The 24,059-nt window shown below is 60.6% G+C and carries 24 protein-coding genes and 1 other RNA gene; 9 read left to right on the top strand and 16 right to left on the bottom strand.

The window, feature by feature from the left end; translation table 11 throughout:
- Window positions 1–3: 3 nt before the first annotated feature.
- Both AC1DUP_RS09600 and ffs read right to left on the bottom strand, forming a co-directional pair.
- Entirely contained in the window at window positions 4–1,875 is a 1,872-nt protein-coding gene (locus AC1DUP_RS09600) for a DNA polymerase III subunit gamma/tau (protein WP_477832521.1), read from the bottom strand.
- A gap of 44 nt (window positions 1,876–1,919) precedes the next feature.
- Window positions 1,920–2,016, bottom strand: an RNA gene (ffs, locus tag AC1DUP_RS09595) — signal recognition particle sRNA small type.
- Between the two features lie 89 nt (window positions 2,017–2,105).
- On the opposite strand from ffs, the gene AC1DUP_RS09590 reads away from it, so the two are divergent.
- From AC1DUP_RS09590 to AC1DUP_RS09570, 5 genes are all read left to right on the top strand, one after another.
- The gene (locus AC1DUP_RS09590) at window positions 2,106–2,516 is read left to right on the top strand and encodes an HIT domain-containing protein (protein WP_477832520.1); all 411 of its coding nucleotides are present in this window, start codon (window positions 2,106–2,108) and stop codon (window positions 2,514–2,516) included.
- The gene (nudC, locus tag AC1DUP_RS09585) at window positions 2,513–3,472 is read left to right on the top strand and encodes an NAD(+) diphosphatase (RefSeq protein ID WP_113307180.1); all 960 of its coding nucleotides are present in this window, start codon (window positions 2,513–2,515) and stop codon (window positions 3,470–3,472) included. Before AC1DUP_RS09590 ends, nudC begins: the two co-directional genes overlap by 4 nt.
- Window positions 3,473–3,533: 61 nt before the next feature.
- Window positions 3,534–4,229, top strand: coding sequence for a helix-turn-helix transcriptional regulator (locus tag AC1DUP_RS09580; protein WP_113298583.1), 696 nt, complete (start codon window positions 3,534–3,536; stop codon window positions 4,227–4,229).
- Between the two features lie 71 nt (window positions 4,230–4,300).
- On the top strand, window positions 4,301–4,522 hold the full coding sequence (locus tag AC1DUP_RS09575) for a hypothetical protein (protein WP_113307181.1): 222 nt from the start codon (window positions 4,301–4,303) through the stop codon (window positions 4,520–4,522).
- Between the two features lie 139 nt (window positions 4,523–4,661).
- Window positions 4,662–5,030 carry a VOC family protein gene (locus tag AC1DUP_RS09570; RefSeq protein ID WP_113298110.1) on the top strand — a complete coding sequence of 123 codons (369 nt, stop codon included), beginning with the start codon at window positions 4,662–4,664 and terminating at the stop codon, window positions 5,028–5,030.
- 50 nt (window positions 5,031–5,080) lie between these two features.
- Here AC1DUP_RS09570 and AC1DUP_RS09565 read toward each other — a convergent pair whose 3' ends face one another.
- A complete protein-coding gene (locus AC1DUP_RS09565; protein ID WP_113298111.1) occupies window positions 5,081–5,935 on the bottom strand; it encodes a prephenate dehydratase in 855 nt (284 codons plus the stop codon).
- Window positions 5,936–5,946: 11 nt separating this feature from the next.
- A complete protein-coding gene (locus tag AC1DUP_RS09560) occupies window positions 5,947–6,702 on the bottom strand; it encodes a 3-deoxy-manno-octulosonate cytidylyltransferase (RefSeq protein ID WP_113307182.1) in 756 nt (251 codons plus the stop codon).
- Between the two features lie 154 nt (window positions 6,703–6,856).
- Here AC1DUP_RS09560 and AC1DUP_RS09555 point away from each other — a divergent pair, with 154 nt between their 5' ends.
- Window positions 6,857–7,429 (top strand): c-type cytochrome, encoded by a 573-nt coding sequence (locus AC1DUP_RS09555; protein WP_113298113.1) that lies wholly within the window; start codon window positions 6,857–6,859, stop codon window positions 7,427–7,429.
- 54 nt (window positions 7,430–7,483) lie between these two features.
- Here AC1DUP_RS09555 and AC1DUP_RS09550 read toward each other — a convergent pair whose 3' ends face one another.
- Window positions 7,484–8,431: an AEC family transporter gene (locus AC1DUP_RS09550; RefSeq protein WP_113307184.1), complete on the bottom strand. Its 948-nt coding sequence runs from the start codon at window positions 8,429–8,431 to the stop codon at window positions 7,484–7,486.
- A gap of 404 nt (window positions 8,432–8,835) precedes the next feature.
- On the opposite strand from AC1DUP_RS09550, the gene AC1DUP_RS09545 reads away from it, so the two are divergent.
- On the top strand, window positions 8,836–9,828 hold the full coding sequence (locus AC1DUP_RS09545) for an adenosine kinase (RefSeq protein WP_477832519.1): 993 nt from the start codon (window positions 8,836–8,838) through the stop codon (window positions 9,826–9,828).
- Here AC1DUP_RS09545 and AC1DUP_RS09540 read toward each other — a convergent pair.
- Window positions 9,821–10,360, bottom strand: a complete 540-nt coding sequence (locus AC1DUP_RS09540; protein WP_113307286.1) for an SH3 domain-containing protein — start codon at window positions 10,358–10,360, stop codon at window positions 9,821–9,823. The two genes, AC1DUP_RS09545 and AC1DUP_RS09540, sit on opposite strands and share 8 nt — an antisense overlap.
- A 177-nt stretch (window positions 10,361–10,537) precedes the next feature.
- Between AC1DUP_RS09540 and AC1DUP_RS09535 the strand changes: the two genes are divergently transcribed.
- Window positions 10,538–11,539 (top strand): 2-hydroxyacid dehydrogenase, encoded by a 1,002-nt coding sequence (locus AC1DUP_RS09535; RefSeq protein ID WP_113298116.1) that lies wholly within the window; start codon window positions 10,538–10,540, stop codon window positions 11,537–11,539.
- A 33-nt stretch (window positions 11,540–11,572) separates the two neighbouring features.
- Here the strand turns inward: AC1DUP_RS09535 and AC1DUP_RS09530 are convergent, their stop codons facing one another.
- The 4 genes from AC1DUP_RS09530 to AC1DUP_RS09515 form a co-directional block, all read right to left on the bottom strand.
- Window positions 11,573–12,046, bottom strand: coding sequence for a GNAT family N-acetyltransferase (locus AC1DUP_RS09530; protein ID WP_477832518.1), 474 nt, complete (start codon window positions 12,044–12,046; stop codon window positions 11,573–11,575).
- Window positions 12,043–12,867, bottom strand: a complete 825-nt coding sequence (locus AC1DUP_RS09525) for a molybdopterin-synthase adenylyltransferase MoeB (protein ID WP_113307186.1) — start codon at window positions 12,865–12,867, stop codon at window positions 12,043–12,045. Before AC1DUP_RS09525 ends, AC1DUP_RS09530 begins: the two co-directional genes overlap by 4 nt.
- The gene (gene recF, locus AC1DUP_RS09520) at window positions 12,864–13,988 is read right to left on the bottom strand and encodes a DNA replication/repair protein RecF (RefSeq protein WP_477832517.1); all 1,125 of its coding nucleotides are present in this window, start codon (window positions 13,986–13,988) and stop codon (window positions 12,864–12,866) included. The genes AC1DUP_RS09525 and recF overlap by 4 nt, the downstream gene beginning before the upstream one ends.
- A 76-nt stretch (window positions 13,989–14,064) precedes the next feature.
- Window positions 14,065–14,265 carry a hypothetical protein gene (locus AC1DUP_RS09515; protein WP_113298120.1) on the bottom strand — a complete coding sequence of 67 codons (201 nt, stop codon included), beginning with the start codon at window positions 14,263–14,265 and terminating at the stop codon, window positions 14,065–14,067.
- Window positions 14,266–14,542: 277 nt separating this feature from the next.
- On the opposite strand from AC1DUP_RS09515, the gene AC1DUP_RS09510 reads away from it, so the two are divergent.
- Window positions 14,543–14,908, top strand: coding sequence for a helix-turn-helix domain-containing protein (locus tag AC1DUP_RS09510; RefSeq protein ID WP_113298585.1), 366 nt, complete (start codon window positions 14,543–14,545; stop codon window positions 14,906–14,908).
- Between the two features lie 32 nt (window positions 14,909–14,940).
- Here AC1DUP_RS09510 and AC1DUP_RS09505 read toward each other — a convergent pair whose 3' ends face one another.
- The 6 genes from AC1DUP_RS09505 to AC1DUP_RS09480 all read right to left on the bottom strand — a co-directional run bounded on the left by AC1DUP_RS09505 (window position 14,941) and on the right by AC1DUP_RS09480 (window position 23,874).
- Window positions 14,941–15,147 carry a hypothetical protein gene (locus AC1DUP_RS09505; protein ID WP_113298121.1) on the bottom strand — a complete coding sequence of 69 codons (207 nt, stop codon included), beginning with the start codon at window positions 15,145–15,147 and terminating at the stop codon, window positions 14,941–14,943.
- A 205-nt stretch (window positions 15,148–15,352) separates the two neighbouring features.
- Window positions 15,353–16,486: a molecular chaperone DnaJ gene (gene dnaJ / locus AC1DUP_RS09500; protein ID WP_113298122.1), complete on the bottom strand. Its 1,134-nt coding sequence runs from the start codon at window positions 16,484–16,486 to the stop codon at window positions 15,353–15,355.
- Between the two features lie 82 nt (window positions 16,487–16,568).
- Window positions 16,569–18,479 (bottom strand): molecular chaperone DnaK, encoded by a 1,911-nt coding sequence (gene dnaK, locus AC1DUP_RS09495; protein ID WP_113507301.1) that lies wholly within the window; start codon window positions 18,477–18,479, stop codon window positions 16,569–16,571.
- A 314-nt stretch (window positions 18,480–18,793) separates the two neighbouring features.
- Complete coding sequence (locus AC1DUP_RS09490; protein ID WP_477832516.1) at window positions 18,794–21,097, bottom strand: transglycosylase domain-containing protein; 2,304 nt, start codon at window positions 21,095–21,097, stop codon at window positions 18,794–18,796.
- Between the two features lie 830 nt (window positions 21,098–21,927).
- Complete coding sequence (locus AC1DUP_RS09485) at window positions 21,928–23,316, bottom strand: dipeptidase (protein WP_477832515.1); 1,389 nt, start codon at window positions 23,314–23,316, stop codon at window positions 21,928–21,930.
- A gap of 141 nt (window positions 23,317–23,457) precedes the next feature.
- Window positions 23,458–23,874, bottom strand: a complete 417-nt coding sequence (locus tag AC1DUP_RS09480) for a MarR family transcriptional regulator (RefSeq protein ID WP_113298126.1) — start codon at window positions 23,872–23,874, stop codon at window positions 23,458–23,460.
- Window positions 23,875–24,059 lie beyond the last annotated feature (185 nt).

Here is a 24,059-nt window from a genome sequence, read left to right as displayed (position 1 = left end):
AAACTAGAATTCTATGTCGTCGCCCGGCAGGATATCGCCCTCTTCGGATTCGGCTGCGGCGGGCGGCTTGATTTCCTCCGCTTCCTCCTCCGGCGTCGGTGCCCTCACGCGCACGTCGATGATCTTGGCACCCGGAAACTGGGCGAGGATTGCGGCGACATCAGGATCCTGGCGTGCATCGCTAACACGCTGCTCCTGAGCCTTGGCCTCCGCCTCGACCATAGTTGGCTGGCTTTCCTCGCGGCTGAGGCTGACGATCCAGTGTATGCCGGTCCACTCCCTGAGCTTGACGGCAAGTTCGTTGAGCAGCGTGTTTGGAGCGCCTTCAGCGAGGCTGACGTCCAGCCGACCGGGCTCGATGCGCACGGGGCGCACGAAGGTCCGCAGCAGCGCCTTCATCTTCGGGTCGCGCTTTTCAGCGGCGAGATCGACGATATCGCTGATCGAATTGACCGATACGAGTGGCTTCGGTGCTTCCGCTGGCCTCGTCTCGACGCGGCCGATATTTTGCGGCTCCGGATTGGGCACGGCGCGCAACATGGCCGTCGGGCCTGACGGTTGCGGCCGCGGTGCCGGCTCGGGAGACCGTGCCTGTACGCTTGTCTGGTAGGGAACGCGCGTGCCGCCACCACCATTGCCCGAAGGCGCAGGCGAGGACGGACGTGACGCACTGCCTTCATTGGAGAATTCCGCAAGCCGCCGCGCTGCATCCTCGGGTGCCGGCAGATGCGCTGCATGCGCCAGCCGGATCAGCACCATTTCGGCCGCGCCTGCCGTGCGCGAGGAGTTTTCCGTCTCCGGAATGCCCTTCAGCAGCATCTGCCAAATGCGCGAAAGTGTCGTGACCGCGACACTCTGTGCGAATTCAGCCGCCTTGATACGCTCCACTTCGCTGAGCGAAGGGTCGTTTGCCGCATCGGGCACATACTTCAGCCGAGTCACCAGATGCGTGAAATCGGCAAGATCGGTCAGAACCACGACGGGATTGGCCCCTGCCTCGTATTGGCTCTGGAATTCATTGAGCGCACTTGCAACATCGCCGCGCACGACATGCTGGAAGAGATCGACGATGCGGGCGCGGTCGGCAAGGCCGAGCATGCCGCGCACTGCTTCCGCCTGCACCGCGCCGCCGCCATGGGCGATCGCCTGATCCATCAGCGACAGACCGTCACGCGCCGAACCTTCGGCAGCGCGCGCGATCATCGCCAGCGCGTCCGGTTCCGCCTCGATGCCTTCCTTGGCGGCGATCGTCGTGAACAGGCCGACGAGATCCGAGGCGCTGATGCGACGCAGGTCGAAGCGCTGGCAGCGCGAGAGAACGGTGATAGGGACCTTGCGGATTTCCGTCGTCGCGAAAATGAACTTCACATGTTCGGGCGGCTCTTCCAGCGTCTTCAACAACCCGTTGAAGGCCTGTGTCGACAGCATGTGCACTTCGTCGATGATGTAGACTTTGTAACGCGCCGAAACCGGCCGGTAGCGCACCTGCTCGATGATCTCTCTGATATCGTCGATACCGGTATGCGAAGCGGCATCCATCTCGATCACATCGACATGGCGGCCTTCCATGATCGCCTGGCAATGCTCGCCGGGCACCCGAAGGTCGATCGTCGGCTTGTCGATCTCGGCCGTCTTGTAGTTCAGCGCCCGCGCCAGGATGCGCGCCGTCGTCGTCTTGCCCACCCCGCGCACACCGGTCAGCATATAGGCCTGCGCGATGCGGCCGGTCTCGAACGCGTTGGTGAGCGTGCGGACCATCGGCTCCTGGCCGACCATCAGGTCCGTGAAATCCTTGGGGCGGTATTTGCGTGCCAGCACCCGGTACCCGGTGCCCGTCGAGGCGGCATCTTGTGACTGTCGCTCGGTGTCGCTCATCGCCCTGCTTGCGCCCGGAAAGGCCGGGCTTCTTGGAAGAGAAGGTGGGAGGCTGGCACGATGACCCGTGCCGGGCTCGTTAGGGCTGCTTCCTTCCGGACCTGACCCGGTTGGCGAGTGGCTCGTCCACCACCAACCTCCCGAATGCACATATCGGCAAAATCGACATCAAAAGCAAGCCAAGCTCAAAAAAAACTGCTAGTCCATTGGAAAACATCAGGAGAATGCCCTTGAGCGATTTCGTGCTGGACCCCAGGCTCGAAAACGACAGCACCAGTATCATGGTGACTGGCCTGTGCGATGTCAGGCTGTCGAAGGACGCTCGCTGGCCCTGGTTGATCCTGGTGCCGCGCCGCGCCGATATCACGGAGATCTTTCAGCTGACGCCGCTCGACCAGGTGCTGCTCACCTTCGAGATCGATCTCGTCTCCACGGCGCTCAAGGCGATTACGGGTACCACAAAAATCAATGTCGGGGCACTTGGCAATATCGTCCGCCAGCTTCATGTTCATGTCATTGCGCGTTCCGAAGGTGATGCGAACTGGCCGGGGCCTGTCTGGGGTTTCGGCAAGGCCGAGCCTTACGAGGACGGAACAAGAAACGAATTCATAGCAAAGCTGCGGGAAGCCCTTTCATCATGAGTCATTCGCTTTTCGATTCGGACGTACCGCATCCCGAACCCAGCAATCTCACCGCCTTTGCCGCCAATGACCTTAACCGTGACAGCGAACATCGCGATGAAGCCTCGGTCGAAAAGGCGCTCGCCCGCGAAGGCACGCATATCTTCGCATTCGCCAAGGACAAGCTCGTGCTGAAGCACGACGGTCAGGTGCTCGATCCGCTCTTTGCCCGCTACGAGCTGCAGGAGCTGAAACCGGACTGGGACGAGACTGTGCTGCTCGGCTATCGCAAAACCGGGGAGCCGCGCCTTGCTGTGCCCGTCGGTATCGACGTCGAAGATATGGCAAGCCAGTACAAGCCGGTCGACGGCCGTGCGCTTTTCCGCGACGAGTTGGTGGATGAGATACTGCTCGGCGAGTTCGCCCAGGCCGCAAGCCTCATCCGCTGGAACGGCGACAATCGCTTCTGCGGTCGCTGCGCCGCGGCCATGGAAATCCGCATCGGCGGCTACAAGCGCGTCTGCACTGCCTGCGAGCATATGATTTTTCCGCGTACCGATCCCGTGGTCATCATGCTGACGATCGACGAGGAGCGTGATCTCTGCCTGCTTGGCCGCAGCCCGCATTTTGCGCCGGGCATGTATTCCTGTCTGGCAGGCTTTCTGGAGCCCGGCGAAACCATCGAAAATGCGGTGCGCCGCGAAACGCTGGAAGAATCCGGCATCAGGACCGGCCGCATCCGCTATCATGCCTCGCAGCCCTGGCCGATGCCGCATTCCCTGATGATCGGCTGTTATGCCGAGGCGAAATCGCACGAGATTCACCGTGATGAGGCCGAACTCGAGGATTGCCGCTGGTTCACCCGTGAGGAAACCATCGAAATGCTGGAGCGCCCTGGCGCCAACGGCAAAGCGCCGCCGCCAAAGGGCGCGATTGCCCATCGTCTGATGCGCGACTGGGTGGAGTGGAAACGCTGAGCAGGAGCCGAAACGCGCGGGTGGTCGTCACCCGGCCTCGGCCATGCTGCAAGAAGGTATAATCATGGTCGCCCGTTCGGAACGGCTGTTGGCCCTGCTTCAGACGCTCCGGCGCTACCGGCGGCCGGTCACCGGCACTGTGTTGGCCGGGGAAACCGGCGTCAGCCTGCGCACGCTCTACCGCGACATTGCGAGCCTCCAGGCGCAAGGTGCGATGATCGAGGGAGAGGCCGGCATAGGTTATGTGCTGAAGCCCGGCTTCATGCTGCCGCCGATGATGTTTTCCGAAGAGGAACTGGAAGCTCTCGTGCTCGGCTCCAGATGGGTGGCGCGCGCTGCCGAGCCACGCCTGGCCAGTGCCGGCGCGGATGCGCTTGCGAAGATCGCCGCCGTGTTGCCCCCCGACATGCGCGACATGGTCGATTCGGCCACACTTTTTGTCGGCAGGAAGCGGCAGGATGAGGATAAGGCGGATGTCTCAGCCATCCGCAAGGCGATCCGTCTCGAGCGTATCCTCGAACTGCATTATGGCGACGAGCAGGGCCGCGTCTCCCGCCGGCGCGTCTGGCCTTTCGCGCTCGGCTATTTCGAGCATGTGCGCATCATCATGGCCTGGTGCGAGCTGCGCCAGGATTTCCGCCATTTCCGCACCGATCGCATCATCGATATGGCGATCGATGAGACGCGTTATCCACGCCGCCGCACGGCACTTCTCAAAGAGTGGCGGGCCACGCAGGATACTCCGATCGAGCAGTGACACTGCTGCCATAAACTGTCAGCAGGAAGCGCTATTATCAGTACCAGTCCAGCAGGAAAGGAGTACTGATCATGGGAATGCCCCAAGTCGTTCAATATGCCGGCCGTCGTACTTCCGTCAAAGCCGGAAAGACCCTTCGCTCTCGCCTGGTACGCTTGTTTTCGGATCGCTTCGTAACGCCGTCACTGCGCCGTCCGCGCCTTGATATCGAGACGATGCCGCTATGGCACAAGCGCGATCTCGGCTTCAGCGATGGGCAGGACTGGCGCGTCGGTGACGATCTCTTCCGCTAAGGCCGCACGCCGACATCATCGACATTCTTCCCGGTAACGAAGCGGCGCTCTCTGCAGAACCGTGACAGGAGAACTACTGCCATAACTTGGCAGTAGCCGTTTTCGGCCGTGCATCTTTCAACCCCGATGGAGAACCGAAATGACCAGCCCCAATCTTATTATCCTTTATGTCAAGGATCCCGCCGAAAGCGCCGCCTTTTACCGCAATATCCTGAGCCGCGAGCCGGCCGTGGAGGCGCCGAATTTCGTCGCCTTCCCTCTCGATGGCGGCTTCACTCTCGGCCTCTGGCGCCGCAGCAAGGTCGAACCGCAACCCTCGGCCATCGGCAACCGTGGCGAAGTCGCTTTCATGGTAGCAGGCGAAAATGCCGTCGCCAGGCATTACGAAGACTGGCGCAGTCGCGGCCTGCCCGTCGCCCAGGAACTGACCGAACTCGACTTCGGCCCAACCTTCGTCGTGCTCGATCCGGATGGGCACCGGCTGCGTGTTTGTGAGCCGGATAAATAAGTTTGAACATGAAGCCCCTCCGGCCATCTGCCAGAGGGGCTTTTTGCAATCTATAGAAGCCCGCGCATCGGATGGCCCTTATAGACGCCGAGGATGCGGACCTTCTCGGAGAAGAAACGCAATTCCTCCAGCGCGCGGCGCACATGCGCGTCGTTCGGGTGGCCCTCGATGTCGGCGTAGAACTGCGTCGCCACGAACTTGCCGCCGAGTTGGTAGCTCTCGAGCTTGGTCATGTTGATGTTGTTCGTCGCAAAGCCGCCGAGCGCCTTGTAGAGTGCTGCGGGAATGTTGCGGACATTGAAGACGAAGGTGGTGACGATCTTCTCGTCATGGGTCGAGCGTTCTGCCCATTCCTCGTCACGCGACAGCACCACGAAGCGTGTCACGTTGTTTTCCGTATCCTCGACATTTTCAGCGATGATGTCGAGCCCGTAGAGGTCGGCGGCAAGGCGCGGCGCGAGCGCTGCCATCGAGCGGTCGCCGGTTTCCTTGACGAGCTTGGCAGCCCCTGCCGTATCGCCGGCGATGACGGGCTTCCAGCCGTTGGCCCGTACGATCTTGCGGCACTGGCCGAGCGCATGGATATGGCTATGCACGGTCCGGATTTCATCCTTCGTCACGCCCGGCAACACCATGAGCTGAAACCGGATCGGCATGAAATATTCGCCGATGATATGCAGGCGTGATTCCGGCAACAGGTGGTGGATGTCGGCGACGCGACCCGCGATCGTGTTTTCGATCGGGATCATGCCGATATCGGCGTCACCATTGTCGACCGCCGTGAAGGCATCCTCGAAGGTCTGGCAGGGCAGCGGCTCCATGGTCGGAAACATGTCGCGGCTCGCCATGTCGGAATTTGCGCCGAATTCGCCCTGGAAGGCGATTCTGTTGGTCTTGATGTTCATGGGGAAATCCGTCAGTTGGCCTTTGCAGAGAGAATGCGCCGCGCCTTTTCGAGGTCCGCGGGAGTATCGACACCGAGCGGAACAGTGTCAACGATCTCGACATCGATCCGCATACCGGCTTCGAGCGCCCGCAACTGCTCCAGCGATTCGCGTTTTTCCAGCGTCCCACGGTCGAGGGAGACAAAGCGCTCCAGTGCTGCGCGCCGATAGGCGTAAAGCCCGATATGGTGATAGAGCGGCCCTTCGCCATAAGGCGCGGTCGTGCGCGTGAAGTAAAGCGCGCGCAGACGGCTTTCGGAGACAGGCGTGCCTACGACCTTGACGATGTGTGGCGCTGTCTTGTCCTCCTCGTTGTCGATCTCGGTCGTCAACGTGCCGATATCGACCTCCGGGTTATCGAGGGGACGCAATGCTGCACGCACCGTTTCCGGATCGATTGTCGGAAGATCGCCCTGGACGTTCACGATGATTTTCGCCTTTTTGTCCGGATCGACGATCGTCAGTGCCTCGAAGATGCGGTCCGAACCGACCTGATGGTCCTTGCTCGTCATGATCACTTCAAAGCCTGCTGCGGCCACAGTGTCGAAAACCTCCTGGTCGTCGACGGCCACGATGACGCGCCCGATCGCCGCTTCCTGTGCCCGTTTTGCCACCTGGACGATCATCGGCAAACCGCAAATATCGGCCAGCGGCTTGCCCGGAAGGCGGGTGGAGGCCATGCGTGCGGGGATCAGCACCAGCACGTTATCTAATTTTGAATCAGTCATTGTTCGGGCCTTCTAATCCGGGCTGAAAAGTGGCAAAAAGTCTCACGCACAAGACCATTTAGACAGTTGCAACGAATAGCCAAAAGACATAGGTTCCGCGCAATTTCAAGATGGTCCGGTTTCTGGTCTGCCGGCTGCAAGGGGAGCATTGCAGATGAATTCATACGTCAATACGGCCGTGGGGGCGCTGCTTGGAACGGTTTTCGTTCTGATGTCAGTCTCCATTGCCTCCGAGGGGATCTTCCATTCCGAGGCACCGGAGAAGGAAGGTTTTGCCATCGTCGCCGAGGAGGCACCCGCCGCCGGCGGTGAAGGCGCACCTGCTGCCGTTGCCGTTCCGATCGCAAAGCTTCTTGCAAGTGCCGACGCCAAGGCCGGCGAAACCGTATTCAAGAAGTGTCAGGCCTGTCATGACGGCACCAAAGGCGGACCGAACAAAGTCGGCCCGAATCTCTTTGGTGTCGTAGATCGCCCGATCGCCTCGCATGAAGGCTTCGCCTATTCTTCTGCCATGAAGGACTTCTCCAAGGGCAGCAGCGAACATTGGACCTTCGAGAACCTCAACAAGTTCCTGCTCGCGCCGAAGAAGGACGTTCCAGGCACCGCCATGGGCTTTGCCGGTCTGCCGAAGGATCAGGATCGCGCCAACGTCATCCTTTACCTGCACACGCTGGCAGATTCACCGGCTCCGCTGCCGGATCCGAATGCTCCGACAGCAACGCAGTAAGAGCCCTCGAAATTTTTCAAGAAGCCCGGCCGCAAGCCGGGTTTTTTTGTTGCCTCATGCGCCGAGAATATAGGCCCAGAAGGAAACGGTGATGGCGCCGAGCGCCGTGGTCACCGTGATCGTGGAGGCCGCAAGGCTGTGACCGACGCCGAAGCGGTTGGCGATCAGCCAGGCATTCACCCCCGTCGGTACCGACGAAGTCAGCACCAGTGCTGCCGTCCATTCAGCGCTGAGGCCGAGCGCGTGGCTCGCCGCCCAGACGCAACCGGGCAGCAGCAAAAGCTTGAAGGCGGAAGTCACGCTGGCAATCCCGACATTGCCGGAGACACCATATTTTTGCAGTGCCATGCCGAGCGAAATCAGCGCGGCCGGTCCGGCCGTGCTGGCGATCTGGCCGACGACGGAGCTGATGGTTGCCGGCATGGTCAGGCCCGAGACATGAAAGACGGCGCCGGCAACGATACCGATGACCAGCGGATTATGCAGCAGGTTCAGGCCGATCTGCTTCAGTACCAGGATCATGCTGCGGTCGCTCTTTCCGGAGATCTTGCGTTCGGCATGTTCCATCATGATCGTGCCGGCCACCATCATGATCGGCAGATGCACGGCCAGCAGGATGGAAAGAGCGACAAGCCCCTCGCTGCCAACGGTGCGCTCGACCAGCGGCAGGCCAATGAAAATATTGTTGGCGAAGGCCGAGGATACGCCGGCGAGCACGCCGATCCGCTCGTCGCGACCGAAGAAACGCGTGGCGACGATGTGCCCCGCCGTCCATGTCACCGCGACGCCAGAGAAATAGACGATCCAGAGCCGGAACGGCGAAGCGCCGTGGAAATCTGCCCCGGCGATGGTACGGAAAAGCAGCAGCGGTACGGCAATCTTGAAGACGAACTCGCTCAAGGCATCGCCGACATTTGCCGTCAGCACCCCGATGCGGACGATCAGCCAGCCGATGAGAATGAGAAGGAAGATCGGAAGAACGTCGAAAATGATGGCTGACATAAACTGCTGCTCTGCGCGGGATTGCCGAGGTCTAGCAGCAAATTGGCGGCCATGACAAATGCAGCGGATACGATTTCTTTTGCGTCGCAACAAAAAAAGCGGGCCTAGCCCGCTTTTCCGCATCCGGCCTTGCCGGATATCCGGTTACGATACTGCCAGTTCATCCGTGGTCAGGCTCGTTCCGGTAAGACTGAAGGGATCATCCCTTCCGTAACCGGCCATACGAGATACCTGCATGCCGGTCTTCCTGATGCTCTTTTTAGGCAGGCAAAGTGACAGCGGCATGACGAATAGGCGGCAGTTTTACGAAGACTTAGAGGATGATCTGCTCTTTATCCTTTCAATGCCGGCAGATTTCGCTAAGACCGATTACCGGCTATCACAAATCCGGGACTTCCCATTTCATGACCAAATTCGATGTTCTGACAGTCGGCAACGCAATCGTCGATATCATCGCCCGTTGCGACGACCAGTTCCTCATTGACAACAAGATCACCAAGGCGGCGATGAACCTCATCGATGCCGAGCGCGCCGAATTGCTCTATTCGCGTATGGGTCCGGCGCTCGAAGCGTCCGGCGGCAGCGCCGGCAACACGGCTGCAGGCGTCGCCAGCCTCGGCGGCAAGGCCGCCTATTTCGGCAAAGTGGCGGAGGATCAGCTCGGCGAGATCTTCTCGCATGATATCCGTGCCCAGGGCGTTCACTACCAGACGGAGGCCAAGGGCACGTTTCCGCCAACCGCACGCTCGATGATCTTCGTTACCGACGATGGCGAACGCTCGATGAACACCTATCTCGGCGCCTGTGTCGAACTCGGGCCGGAGGATGTCGAAGCGGATGTCGTGGCCGAGGCCAAGGTGACCTATTTTGAGGGTTATCTCTGGGATCCGCCGCGCGCCAAGGAGGCAATCCTCGATTGCGCCCGCATCGCCCACGAGAACGGCCGCGAAATGTCGATGACGCTGTCCGACAGCTTCTGCGTCGATCGTTATCGCGGCGAGTTCCTGGATCTGATGCGCTCCGGCAAGGTCGATATCGTCTTCGCCAATCGTCAGGAAGCCCTGTCGCTTTACGCGACCGACGATTTCGAGGAAGCGCTGAACAGGATCGCCAAGGATTGCAAGATTGCCGCTGTGACCGTGAGCGAGGACGGCGCCGTGATTCTGAAGGGCAACGAGCGCCATTACGTCGATGCCATCAAGATCAATGAAGTCGTTGACACGACCGGTGCCGGCGATCTCTTCGCCTCGGGCTTCCTCTACGGCTACACGCAGGGCCGGACGCTGGAAGATTGCGGTAAGCTCGGCTGCCTTGCCGCCGGCATCGTCATCCAGCAGATCGGCCCGCGGCCGATGAAGTCGCTGTCCGAGGCGGCCAAGGAGGCGGGTCTTATTTAAAAGCCTCGCCCGGATAGGCACCCCAGATTTCCGACTGCGCCACCCAACCCTCGGCGCCGTCGGTTTTTGCGAAGCACCACTCTCCGCTGCATTCACCGATCGTGATCATCACGCCGGGCTCTAGCTTGGCGACGATGGAGGAGGATGGTTGCGCCTCGCGGCGGAGGTTCACAAAGACGCTCTTGCCCTTGCCCTTCATCCACGGCGCGGCGATGGCGGCACGCTGGCCTGAGAGAAGCGACTGGTTGACCCAGCCCTCGGTGCCGTCGGCATCGCGGATACGGCGCCAGTTGTCATATTCCTGGATGATTTCGACCGGCAGCCCCGACTTCAGATAGAGCCAGGAAACGGCGTAATCCGTTCCCGGTCCGATCCGCAGGTTGACGCGCTTGGACTTCAGCGTCACGAAACGCGGCAGCGGCAGGCCGCTCGGCCCCTTGGCGGCCTGTGCTTGGGCAAATTCGATGCTGCCTGCCGATACGGCAAGGGCGATCGCCAGGACGAGGCAGGACTTCAGAACAGTGCGACGCATGGAAGCTTCCATTAGCTCGAATTCGAAGCAGGCCTTGCCCGCTCGTTTTCCGGGAATCCCCGGTCGCCTCGCGAGTTTTGTTTGTCTTCGCGTGCGGGTCTGGTAGAAAATGCCCGGAACGGGGAAATGATCGCCCAACTTGGTTAAAGACCTCTGAACAAGGCACCGCAAGCCGCTATGACGACGAAGAAAAAACCGAAGGTCTACATAACCCGCAAGTTGCCTGATGTCGTCGAAACCCGCATGCGCGAGCTTTTCGATGCAGAGCTGAATATTGACGATACGCCGCGATCCGTCGCTGAGCTCGCTGAAGCTGTCAAAAGCTGCGACGTGCTCGTCCCGACTGTGACGGATCGGATCGACGCGGCCCTTATCGATCAGGCTGGGCCGCAGATGAAGCTGATCGCCAGCTTTTCAAACGGCACCGACCATATCGATGTCGAAGCCGCCGCGCGCAAAGGCATCACCGTCACCAACACGCCGAATGTGCTGACCGAGGACACAGCCGACATGACGATGGCGCTGATTCTCGCTGTGCCGCGGCGGATCGGCGAAGGCGCGCGCGTGCTGACCGACACACCCGGCGAATGGGCCGGCTGGTCTCCCACCTGGATGCTCGGCAGGCGTATCCACGGAAAGCGTATCGGCATCGTCGGCATGGGTCGGATCGGCACGGCCGTTGCGCGACGCGCCAAGGCCTTCGGCCTGTCGATCCATTATCACAACCGCAAGCGCGTCAATCCGGCGACCGAGGACGAGCTGGAGGCGACCTATTGGGAAAGCCTCGATCAGATGCTTGCCCGTGTCGACATCGTCTCGGTCAATTGCCCCTCGACGCCAGCAACCTTCCATCTCCTGTCAGCGCGGCGCCTGGCGCTGTTGCAGCCGACCGCCTATCTCGTCAACACCGCCCGCGGTGACGTGATCGACGAAGCGGCCCTTATCAAATGCCTGCGGGAAGGAAAGATCGCTGGCGCCGGGCTCGATGTCTTCGAGAACGAACCGATGGTCAATCCGAAGCTTGTGAAGCTCGCCAATGAGGGCAAGGTCGTGCTGTTGCCGCATATGAGCTCGGCGACGATCGAGGGACGTGCGGAGATGGGCGACAAGGTCATCATCAACATCCGCGCCTTCATCGATGGTCATCGCCCACCGAATCGGGTGCTGCCAGGCCGGTGACGGCCGGAGCACGCCCATCTTTAGCCGGTCAGATTAGCGGGCGAGCGCTTTCTTCATCTCGATAAACGTCACGCGCGTAAAACCCGGATGGGACTTTTCGGCCGTCCTGGCAAAGCCCCAGGCGGCGAAGGTCGAGTGATTGCCGACGAGCTCTATCCACGTCTCGAGCCTTAGCGCCGGGAGACCGAGATCGCAGGCCTTCTCCTCGGCGATATCAAGCAGTCGACGGCCGATGCCTTTGCCTTGGGCGGATGGCAGAACCGCGAGCTTTCCGACATAGAGACAGTCTGCCTCCGGGCGCAGGAAAATGCAGCCGGCGAGCTGCCCCTCGTTCTCCACCGCATAAGCGATTTCCACCTTGGCTTTTTCCGCCAGAGCCTCCACCGTCAGGCGGATTGCGGAGGAGGGCGGATCGATGCGACCTTCCATATAGGCGAAGGATGCGAGAATGAGATCGAGCAGCTCGCTCCAGCGGGCAAAACTCTCATCGATGCGAAAAGGCGTCATGCGGTCTTGCTCTGCCTCGCACGCCGGCGCTTGTAACGGATCGTATCGAAACGGGCCGACAGGGCGTCATAGAGCAGCAAGCGGCCGATCAGCGGCTCGCCGGCGCCGGTAATGAGCTTGATCGCCTCCATAGCCATCAGCGTGCCGATCACGCCGGTCAGTGCGCCGATGATGCCGGCCTCCGCGCAGGCGGGGATCAGCCCGGCAGGCGGGGCTTCGGGAAAAAGATCGCGATAACCGGGGTTGAGCGTGCCGTCTTCGGCGCTCTCATAGGGTTTCAGCACTGTCAGCGATCCGTCGAAGCGGCCGACGGCACCGGTGACGAGCGGAATACGCGCTTCTTCGGCCGCATCGGCTGCCGCATAACGCGTGTCGAAATTATCAGAGCCGTCGATCAAGAGATCGAAGCCGGAGAGGTCCCGGCGCGCTGCCTCCGGCGAAAAGCGCTCCGTGAGGCGGATGACCTTGATATGCGGGTTCAGCCGCGCGATCGCGACGGCCGCGCTTTCAGTCTTCAATTCGCCGATCGTGCCGGAATCGTGAATCACCTGCCGTTGCAGGTTGGAGAGCGAAACACGGTCGTCATCTGCAATGCCGAGCGTGCCGACGCCGGCGGCCGCCAGATATTGCAGGATCGGTGCGCCGAGCCCTCCGGCACCGATTACCAGCACGCGCGCGGCCTTCAGCTTCTGCTGGCCCGCACCGCCGATTTCCGGCAGCAGGATATGGCGGTGATAGCGTGCGATTTCGTCAGGGCCGAGGGGTTCCATGGACGTGATGCTATCACGCCCCGAACCGCCACGAGAAGCGCTATCACTCATTCGAAAACCCTTCCTTCGGCCACCGTGAAAAACTGCGCCCGTTCTGCAAGGGCCGCAAACATCTGATGGTCCGTTCCCGTCATGAAGGCCTGGCCGCCGAGCCCGTCTATGAGGTCGAACAGTGCGGCGCGGCGTCCCTCGTCGAGATGGGCGGCAATCTCGTCCAGGAGCAGGACCGGCGCATGGCCCGTAAGGTTGCCGACGAGCCGCGCATGGGCCAGCACGAGGCCCACCAGCAGGGCTTTCTGCTCGCCGGTGGAGCAGCGCGCCGCTTCCATCTGCTTCTCCCGATGATGCACGATGAGATCGGCGCGATGCGGCCCCTCCAGCGTGCGTCCGGCCCCGGCATCGCGGTAGCGATTGGCAGCGAGGGTTGCCGTATACTCATCTTCCAAGTCGACCGAGGGCCGGGAAAATTGGCCATCCATGAAGCCCGAGAGTTGCAGCGATGCTGAGGGGAAAGGGGATGTCTCGCGGCTTTCCTCGATGAGGCGCGTCAGCAGGCCGAGCATTTCCTGCCGGGCGAGCGCCATGGCAATGCCGAGGCTTGCCATCTGCTCCTCGATGCCGGAAAGCCAGGACGGATCGAAACGGCCTTCGTCGAGCAGTTTGTTGCGGCTGCGCATGGCGCGCTCGAAATCGCTAGCCCGCCTGCCATGTTCGGGGTCGAGCGACAAGACCAGCCGGTCGAGGAACCGCCTGCGGTCGGACGAGCCGCCGGTAAAGAGCCCGTCCATTGCCGGGGTCAGCCACAGCACGCGCAGATGATCCGTCAGTTCGTCGACCGTCTTCGCCGTCGTTCCATTGATACGCAGCCGGCGCGTTGTCACCTCGTCGCTGGTATCGATGCCGGTGCCGATCTCCACATCGCCTTCCATGCCATCGAGCTCGGCAAAGATCGAAAATCCGCCTTGAGCACCGACGCGGGTGATATCGCCATAGGCTGCGCGCCTCATTCCCCGTCCTGGCGACAGGAAGGAAACCGCCTCCATCAGGTTGGTTTTGCCGGCGCCATTGTCCCCGGTCAGCACCACGTGCCGCCCGTCGAGCACGAGCGAGGCCGCAGCATAATTGCGAAAATCAGTGAGCTTCAGACGGGAAAGGGAAACCTTGTGCGGCATCTGATATCCGGAATCATTAAGGCTGACAGCTACGCCGAAGCCATGAGGATATCAAGGCTGAGAGCCGCCTCTGTCGCTAATGCTTGCGAGGAGCGGGAGCCTGGAGCTGCGCCTCGGTCTCCGCAATCGCCTTTTCGATCCAATAGAGGAGATCCGGCCGGTCTTCGATCGATCCGCGCAGCGACGTCAGTGAATCGAGGATCATCGTCAGTTTCTGGCGGCGCGTGTCGATGACGATACTGTCGGCATCAGATTTCCCGGGGGGAGCGGATGTCATGCAGTATTCGAAGCCTCTTGTCAGACTGGTGTTACAGGGGTTCCGGCGCGACTAACTATCGCCACATGCAGTTAAGTCAACTCAAGGGTGTTCAATTTTTTGCTACATCGCCGTCAGGCACTAAATGAGGAATAGAAGTTGTAGAATTCACGGAGCGAGCAGCTGTTTGGGCGGCATAATGCCCAAAAAAAGTCGGTTGAAATTTGCAACTTCCGGGTTGAGATATTCAGCTGACGCTATATGGTAAATAAAGGGTTTATTGGGAGAGAGTGTGGCAGTGCCAGATCCGATTGATATCATTGTCGGTCGCAACGTGAGACAGCTGCGCGCTCGCGGACGTGTTTCTCAACTGGAGCTCGGTGACGCGCTTGGCCTTACATTCCAGCAGATCCAGAAATACGAGAAGGGGACGAACCGCGTCTCAGCCAGCAAGCTGCATCAGATAGCAGTCTTCCTTGGAGTCGATATTTCCGAGCTTTTCGAAGGCACGGGAATCTCGCAATTTGCCAACCGTGTCGAGTTGAGCCCCGAGGCCTACGAGCTGGCGGTCAGCTATGACAGGTTGAATTCGATTGCCGGTAAACAGGCGGTCAAGACGATCCTCAACCTCATGTGCGGTCAGGCCACCGAAAACGCTGCCTGAAGCGTTTTACCCATCCTTGAAATGATGGGAGTTCAGTGAAGCTCGCGCTCGTGCAGTGCGACGAGCAGCGAATCCTGCGTCTGATGACCGGCATGATAGAGGTCGATCGCGATGCTGGCGATGGAAAGGCCCTGCTGGCTGCGGAGCTTGATGTTGCGTTCGGCGCACCAGGTATAGAGCGCACCTGCCAGCGCATCGACATCGTCGGATAGGCCGTTGGAAAAGTTCGTTGCCGACATGGAGATACCCTCTGTTAGTCCCGGACTGCGGGACAAAGACAGTATGAATCTCGCGAACGTGCAAGCATCATCAGAGCTCTGCGTTAACACAAGACATCGGCGCGTTGGCCTGCGTCCCGGCCTGGTACATATGTCCCGGATTGGCGCGCATGAAAAAGCCGGAGGCGGAACCTCCGGCTCTTTTTAATCTTGAGGGATATCGAGGTTAGCCCTCGAAGAATTCCTTCATCCGGGCAAAGAAACCCGTCGATTCCGGATTGTTCTCCTTGGAGGAGAGCTGCTCGAATTCCTGCAGAAGCTCGCGCTGGCGCTTGGAAAGCTTCTGCGGCGTCTCGATCTGGATCTGGATGTAGAGATCGCCCGTCTGGCTGGAACGCAGCACTGGCATGCCCTTGCCTTTCAGGCGGAACTGCTTGCCGGCCTGCGTGCCCTCGGGAACCGTGACACGCGATTTGGTGCCGTCGAGCGTTGCCACATCGAAAGTGCCGCCGAGCGCCGCCGTCGTCATGGAGATCGGCACGGCGCAATAGAGATCGGCTCCGTCGCGCTGATAGAACTCATGCGGCTTCACCGACAGGAAGATATAGAGATCGCCGGACGGGCCGCCGCGCATGCCTGCTTCGCCTTCGCCCTGCAGGCGAATGCGCGTGCCGTCCTCGATGCCGGCGGGAATGTTGACGGAGAGCGAACGCTCTTCCGTCACACGGCCCTGGCCGTGGCACTTCGGGCACGGATCGGGAATGATCTGGCCGCGGCCGTGGCAGGTCGGGCAGGTGCGTTCGATCGAGAAGAAGCCCTGTGCGGCGCGCACACGGCCCGAGCCCTGGCAGGTACCGCAGGTTTTCGGCTGCGTGCCGGGCTTGGCGCCGGAGCCGGAACAGACGTCGCAGGTGATCGACGTCGGAACACGGATCTGCGCCGTCTTGCCGGAGTAAGCCTCTTCCAGCGAGATTTCCATATTGTAGCGAAGGTCGGCACCGCGTTCACGGCCGCCTGAAGAGCGCTGCCGTCCGCGGCCGCCACCCATCATCTCGCCAAAGATGTCCTCGAAGATGTCGGAAAATCCACCGCCGGCAAATCCGGCGCCGCCGCCTGCACCGCCCATGCCGCCATGTTCGAAGGCTGCATGGCCATAACGATCGTAGGCCGCGCGTTTCTGCGGGTCCTTCAGCGTTTCGTAGGCTTCGTTGATTTCCTTGAACTTGCGTTCGGCGTCGTTGTCATCCGGGTTCTTGTCCGGATGGTATTTCATTGCCAGCTTGCGGAAGGCGCTTTTCAGCTCTTTCTCATCCGCCGTCTTGGCTACACCCAGAGTTTCGTAAAAGTCCGCTTTTGCCAATTTAAGCCCCGGAAATGGATTTCCGGCTGCCATGGTGAGCAGCCGGATGTCTATCGTCTAGCGTATGCAACCAGCTCGCGAATTACGCGGACTTCTTGCGGTCGTCGTCCTTGACTTCTTCGTAGTCGGCATCGACGACATTGTCATCTTCAGCCGAAGCGTCGGCCGTGCCGCCTTCAGCCTGCTGGGCTTCATAGATCGCCTGACCGAGCTTCATGGAAACTTCCATGAGCGTCTGGGTCTTGGCCTTGATGTCTTCGGCGTCGGCATCGGTTGCCTCGGTCGCGGACTTCAAAGCGGCAATCGCATCAGAGATCGCGGTGCGGTCGGCTTCCGAAACCTTGTCACCATAGTCCTTGAGCGACTTTTCGGTCGAATGAACAAGGCTTTCGGCCTGGTTCTTGGCTTCCACACCTTCGCGGCGCTTCTTGTCTTCGGCAGCATGGGACTCGGCGTCCTTGACCATCTTTTCGATGTCGGCGTCGGAAAGACCACCAGAAGCCTGGATGCGGATCTGCTGTTCCTTGCCGGTGCCCTTGTCCTTGGCCGAAACCTGGACGATGCCGTTCGCGTCGATGTCGAAGGTGACTTCGATCTGCGGCACGCCGCGCGGCGACGGCGGCAGGCCGACGAGGTCGAACTGGCCAAGCAGCTTGTTGTCGGCGGCCATTTCACGCTCGCCCTGCGAGACGCGGATGGTGACGGCCTGCTGGTTGTCGTCAGCGGTCGAGAAGGTCTGGCTCTTCTTGGTCGGGATCGTCGTATTGCGCTCGATCAGACGGGTGAAGACGCCGCCGAGGGTCTCGATGCCGAGGGACAGCGGCGTTACGTCGAGAAGCAGAACGTCCTTGACATCACCCTGCAGAACGCCGGCCTGAATGGCAGCGCCGAGAGCGACGACTTCATCCGGGTTGACGCCCTTGTGCGGTTCCTTGCCAAACAGCTGCTTGACGACTTCCTGCACCTTCGGCATGCGGCTCATGCCACCGACGAGAACGACTTCGTCGATTTCGGCAGCGGTGACGCCGGCATCCTTGAGGGCTGCCTTGCACGGAGCGATCGTGCGCTGAACGAGATCATCGACCAGGCTTTCGAGCTTGGCGCGGGTCAGCTTCAGCGTCAGGTGCTTCGGGCCGGAAGCGTCAGCCGTGATGAACGGCAGGTTGATTTCCGTCTGCTGCGAAGACGAAAGCTCGATCTTTGCCTTTTCGGAGGCTTCCTTGAGGCGCTGCAGGGCGAGCTTGTCGTTCTTCAGATCGATGCCGTTGTCCTTCTTGAACTCGGCAACGAGATATTCGACGAGACGCATGTCGAAGTCTTCACCGCCGAGGAACGTGTCGCCGTTGGTGGACTTCACTTCGAAGACGCCGTCGCCGATTTCGAGGATCGAGATATCGAAGGTGCCGCCGCCAAGGTCGTAGACGGCAATCGTCTTGCCTTCCTTCTTGTCGAGGCCATAGGCGAGAGCGGCTGCGGTCGGCTCGTTGATGATGCGGAGCACTTCAAGACCGGCGATGCGGCCGGCATCCTTGGTTGCCTGGCGCTGTGCGTCGTTGAAATATGCCGGAACGGTGATGACGGCCTTTTCGACCTTTTCACCGAGATAGGATTCGGCGGTTTCCTTCATCTTCTGAAGGATCATCGCGGAAATCTGTGCGGGCGAGTAGCCCTTGCCATTGGCTTCGACCCAGGCGTCGCCATTGTCGCCCTTGACGATCGTGAAGGGAACGAGGTGCTTGTCCTTCTCGACGGTCGGATCTTCGTAGCGGCGGCCGATGAGGCGCTTGACGGCGAAGAGGGTATTCGTGGGGTTGGTGACCGCCTGACGCTTGGCCGGCTGGCCGACGAGGCGTTCGCCGTCATCGGAAAATGCCACCATGGAAGGGGTCGTGCGCGCGCCCTCCGCGTTCTCAATGACCTTCGCGTCCTTGCCGTCCATGACCGCGACGCAGGAATTTGTCGTTCCAAGGTCGATACCAATTACTTTTGCCATGTCATTCTCTCCTTGAAGCAAGCTGTCGGAACCCCGGTAAGGCATTTCCCTGACAGCCCCTTACGGGATGGGTCTACTAAGATTACGCAATCGTGATTGCGGTGATGCGGCGTATATAAGGAGCGGTTTTCTGGACTGCAAGGCGAGAAATGGCCCGGAATCCAGCAAAACGAATGTGTTGCCTTCAATTTTTACAGTAGCCGGAAAAGGGTGTGCTTTGCACCTTCAAACCGTGCAAATCTTGCACGCTGAACTTGCGCGAAACGTGTTCCCGAAAGATGCTCGCGTCCCGTCCCAATACTGTCTCCTGCCCCCTACTGCCCCATGATGAGATCGAGCAGGGTCGTGCGTCGTGGCTGCGCCCCTGATGCTGCCTGAGGCCCGCCCACGTCACCGGGCGGCACCATGTCGTCGTAACCGCCGCCGGCCACATCGGCGGGCGGCACAGGTCCGCCATTCACCGGCATTGCCGTCTGCGGTCGCCCCGGGGCCGGCGGATAACGGTTCAGGTCGCCATTCCCACCGAAAACACCGGAAATGATGCTGCCGACCGTCGAAGGCTGCTCAGGCGCCGGCTGCGCCTGCGCCATCGGCTGGCCATTGCCGGGATCGGTGCCAGGGTCGGAATATGTCTGGCCCATGCCGAAAAGCGGCGCCGGCGAAAGCCCCTTATGCGCAGCGACCATGAATTCCTTCCAGGCCTTGGCCGGCAGCCCGCCGCCGGTCACCTTCTTCATCGGCTTGCCATCGTCATTGCCGAACCACACGCCCGTCGTCAGGTTGCTGGTGAAGCCAACGAACAGCGCATCGCGCGAATTCTGCGTCGTACCGGTCTTGCCCGCTGCCTGCCAGCCGGGAAGCTTGGCGCTCGAGCCTGTGCCGCCGTTGATGACGCCCATCATCATCATGTTCATCTCGGCGACGATCTGCTCGGAAAGCACGCGCGGCGGATTGTCGTAGGTGTTCTCGTAGAGCACCTTGCCATCGGTGGTGGTCACCCGGCGGATCACATGCGGCGTCGCCTTGTAGCCACCGTTCATGAAGGCGGCATACGAGGCCGTCAGTTCCATGAGCGAGACTTCCGAGGTTCCGAGCGCGATCGAGGCATTGGGCTGCAGGTCTGATTCGATGCCGAGACGGTGAGCGAGCTTGATCACCTGATCCGGCCCGTCATACATCACGAGCTGGGCGGCCACCGTGTTCAGCGACTTTGCGAGCGCGGTCCTCAGCGTCACTTCGCCATTGTACTTCTTCTCGTAATTTTCAGGCGTCCAGTTGCCGATGCGGATCGGAGCGTCGTTAAAGACGGAATCCGGCGTCAGACCTTTTTCAAGCGCGGCAGCATAAACGAATGGCTTGAACGAGGAGCCCGGCTGGCGCTTGGCCTTCACGGCGCGGTTGAACTGGCTCGTCGCATAATCCCTGCCGCCGACAACCGCACGGATCGCGCCCGTGCCGTCGATCGAGACGAGGGCGGCCTGCGATGCATCGAACTTGCCGCCTTCCTTGTCGAGCACGTCGACCAGCGATTGCTCGGCCTTCTTTTCGAGATTTTTGTCGATGGTCGTATCGACGATGACGTCTTCCTTCACCTCGCCGACCAGCCCCTGCAGCTCGTCCATCACCATATCGGCGACATATTGTCCGGCGCCCGACCAGTAGCTGCGGGCAGAAGCCGGCGTCTGCGACATTGCCGTCTTGATCTCGCCGTCATTGATATAGCCCTGGTCTCTCATCGCCTGCAGCACGAGCTGCGCACGGGCGTTTGCTGCTTCCGGATCACGGGCGGGAGAAAGACGGGACGGCGCTTTCACGAGGCCGGCCAGCAGCGCTGCTTCACCGAGGTTCACATCGCGCGCCGACTTGTTGAAATAGCGCCGGGCGGCCGCTTCCACGCCATAGGCGTTCGAGCCGAAATAGACGCGGTTCAGATACATCGCCAGGATCTGGTCCTTGGTGTATTTCTGTTCCAGCCAGAAGGAGAGCAGTACCTCCTGCACCTTGCGCTCGAGCGTGCGCTCGGGCGAGAGGAACAGGTTCTTGGCAAGCTGTTGCGTCAGCGTCGAGCCGCCCTGGATCGGCTGACCGGTCGCATTGTTGACGAAGGCGCGCGCCAGCCCGAACGGATCGACGCCGAAATGCGAATAGAAGCGCCGGTCTTCGATGGCGATGATCGCTTCCGGAATATAGGGCGACATATTGTCCAGCGACAACGCCTCGCCGCCGGTCGCACCGCGGTTGGCGATCGCGCTACCGTCGACGGCGGTGATCTTGACGTTCGGTGGCCGCTCCGGAATTGCCCAGGTGCTGGCGTTCGGCATGCGCGAACCGTAATAGAACACAAGCCCGGCCACGCCGATGCCGGCCCATATGCCGAGCACGATGCACCAGTAGACGACCCTGCGCAGGAATGCGAACAGGCCGCCGCGTTCGCGCGGCTCGGGACGGCGCTTTGCCGGTGCGCGGCGGGGAGCGGGCGATCTCGATGTGCGTTTGGAACCGTGCCGCCCGTCGATGCGATCATCGGCATCGAGCGCGAATTCGTCATCCTCCTCACGGCCGCCGCGGCCGTTGAAGGACGGTTCGATCCTGTCGTCTGATCTGCGTCTGGCTACCATCGTGGAGCGGCTGCACCCTTGCTGTAAGACCGCGCCCCCAGGCAACGGTTTTATCCGATTGAACTGTAAATGCGGCGAATTAACGGGCTGTTAAGAACAACACCAAGACGGCCAAGTACCCCCTATGCCTGCCTTTTCTCCGTTAACCAGCCGACTTTCCGCTTCGCTGGAGATGCGCAATCTCGACAGAATGAATGAAGCTCGCCTGCGCGAGGTCTGGGGCGTGCATGCCTTGCCTCGACAGGGTGGAGGAGAGCCGGCCGAAGATGCCGCTCGGCCCCTATGCAGAGATGCGCGAGATGCCGGCGACCCCAGCGCCGCATATCTTCCGCCTGGTGAGGGAACCAATAGGCTTTGCCGCAGTTTTATCAGCAGCGGGACATACCCCTCACGTCCCGCTCAGATCGGCCGTCTCCCCTCAACACGCGCCGATCGATATCAGGCCCGGCGTATCACCAGATGCGTCGGGTCCTTTTTTGTTGAGGGATGACGAGATCCGCCCGCGGCGCGGCAGCAGCACACCGCCTGTCAAGGTTCACAACGGCGCCTTGAAATGTGAAAGACGGCTTCCGATATAAGGTTTCAGAAATCGCAGCCCGGAAATGTAGCATACGTTCAGTCGTGCCGTTTCCGCGATCTGGTTGAGTTGGCCGTTTACCGGCCCTAAACCTTTCGGGATCACTCTGGCTGTGCACTATCCGCTTCTCCTTTGACCACGGATGTACTGGCACTGAGATGAGGCGGATAACGGAAGGCCGGTTTGCTCCGGCCTTTTTGTTTGCAGATTTCGGATGGCGTGCCGCGCAGACCGCGGGCACGCCTTTTTCGTTTCAGGCCTTCAATGCCGCAAGGATGCGCACCCAGGAGCGGATGCCCTTGTGGTAGGAGGCGAGCTCGTACTTTTCGTTCGGCGAATGGATCCGGTCATCGGAAAGACCGAAGCCTACGAGCAGGGATTCCATGCCCAGCATTTTCTGAAAATCGCCGACGATCGGGATTGAGCCGCCCATGCCGATGACAATGGCAGGCTTCGGCCATTCATCGGAAAGCGCATTGCGCGCCTTGGTCAGAACAGGCGAATCATAGGAAAGATGAATGGCCGGCGAGGCGCCATGTGGATGGAACTCGACCGAGCAATCGGCCGGGATCTTCGAGCGAACGTAGTTGCGGAAGCTTTCGCGGATCGCTGCCGGATCCTGCGTACCGACGAGGCGGAAGGAGACTTTCGCCGATGCCTTTGCGGCAATGACAGTCTTGAAGCCTTCACCGGTATAGCCGCCCCAGATGCCGTTGACCTCGGCAGTCGGGCGCGCCCAGGTGAGCTCCAGGACCGAGCGGCCCTTTTCGCCTGAGGGAATGGAGAGGCCGACTTCGCCGAGAAAGTTTTCCGCCGATTTGCCGAGCGCTTCCCAGGATGCCTTGATGTTGGCGGGCGTTTCCTCCACACCGTCGTAGAAGCCTTTAAGCGTAATGCGGCCGGTCTCGTCATGCAGGCCGGCAAGCGCCTCTACGAGAATATGGATCGGGTTGGCGGCGGCACCGCCGAACAGACCGGAATGCAGGTCGCGGTCGGCAGCCGTTACCACGATTTCTTCACCGACAAGGCCGCGAAGAGCAGCCGCGATTGCCGGCGTATCGCGATCCCACATGCTCGTGTCGCAGACAAGGGCGTAATCGGCCTTGAGTTCGGCGGCATTGGCTTCGAGGAACGGCTTCAGCGACGGCGAGCCTGACTCCTCCTCGCCTTCGAAAAGAATGGTGACACGGCAGGGAAGCGCGCCGTTGATTTCCTTGTAGGCGCGGCAGGCCTCGACGAAGGTCATCAGCTGGCCCTTGTCGTCGGCAGTGCCGCGGCCGGTCAGGATCTTGCGGCCGTTGCCGGCATCCTTGACGGCGGGAGTGAAGGGGTCGTTTTCCCAGAGCTCGATCGGATCGACCGGCTGCACGTCATAGTGACCGTAGAACAGGACATGCGGCACGTCAGCCGCGGCACCTTCCTGATGGGCGACAACCATCGGGTGGCCGGGCGTGTCGCGAACCGAAGCATCAAAGCCCAGCGTCTTGAGATAGGCCACCAGCCACTCGGCTGCCTCGCGGCATTCGGCCTTGTAGGCCGGATCGGTCGAGATCGACTTGATGCGCAAGAGCTCGAACAGCTTTTCGAGGCTTGAATCGAGATTCTGGTCCGCACGCGCAAGGATGGGATTTAGTTCGGTCATTTCCACTCCTTCTGAAATTCGGCCGGACGATAGACCCAATTGACTGCGGTTTCGAGCGGCAAATTTTCCGATTCCCGCGTCGACGCTAAACGCTGCGCCAGCCGGTAAAGCTCAAGCTGAACCGCGCGCCGCGGGATAAATTCAGAGCGCCTTGGCGTTCTGGATCAGCCGCCGGATATATTCGAGCATCAGTTCCCGTTCGAAGGTCCGGAAGCCCTTGAACAGCGCAAGATCGGCCTCGCGTGCCGTGTCGATGGCTTCGGCCTCCATCGCCCTGGCTTTCTCTGTGAGGAAGATCAGTTGGGCCCGTTTGTCGGTGGGGTGCGGGCGCCGCTCGATCAGCCCATCGCGCACCATGCGGGAAAGCGTGTTGGCCATCGTCGCCTGCTCGATATCGACACGCTCCAGAAGCTGCTTCTGGGTCAACCCGTCTTCGGCCCAAAGCTCCAGCAGTATTGGGAACTGGCCGGGAGAAAAGCCAAGTCCTGCCGCGCGCTGATGCAGCGAGCGGGCAAAACCCTTGGCCAGCTGGCTGGCAAGGTAGGCGCCGGAATCCATTCGATTAAATCCCATGATTGTAAGTTAGGCTCAAAATCGTCGAGTAGACAATGCAACAAATCGCATACGATGCATCAAAACATAGGCGCGAGCTCATAAATTTTTGAGTGCCGGAGCGAATCGCCGAAAAACAAAAGCCGCCATGGCCTGGAGGAAAGGCCATGGCGGCTTGAAAATGGGGACAA

This window comes from Rhizobium sp. 01L419 (assembly GCF_056400025.1).
This window is presented reverse-complemented; position numbering and strand designations above follow the sequence as displayed.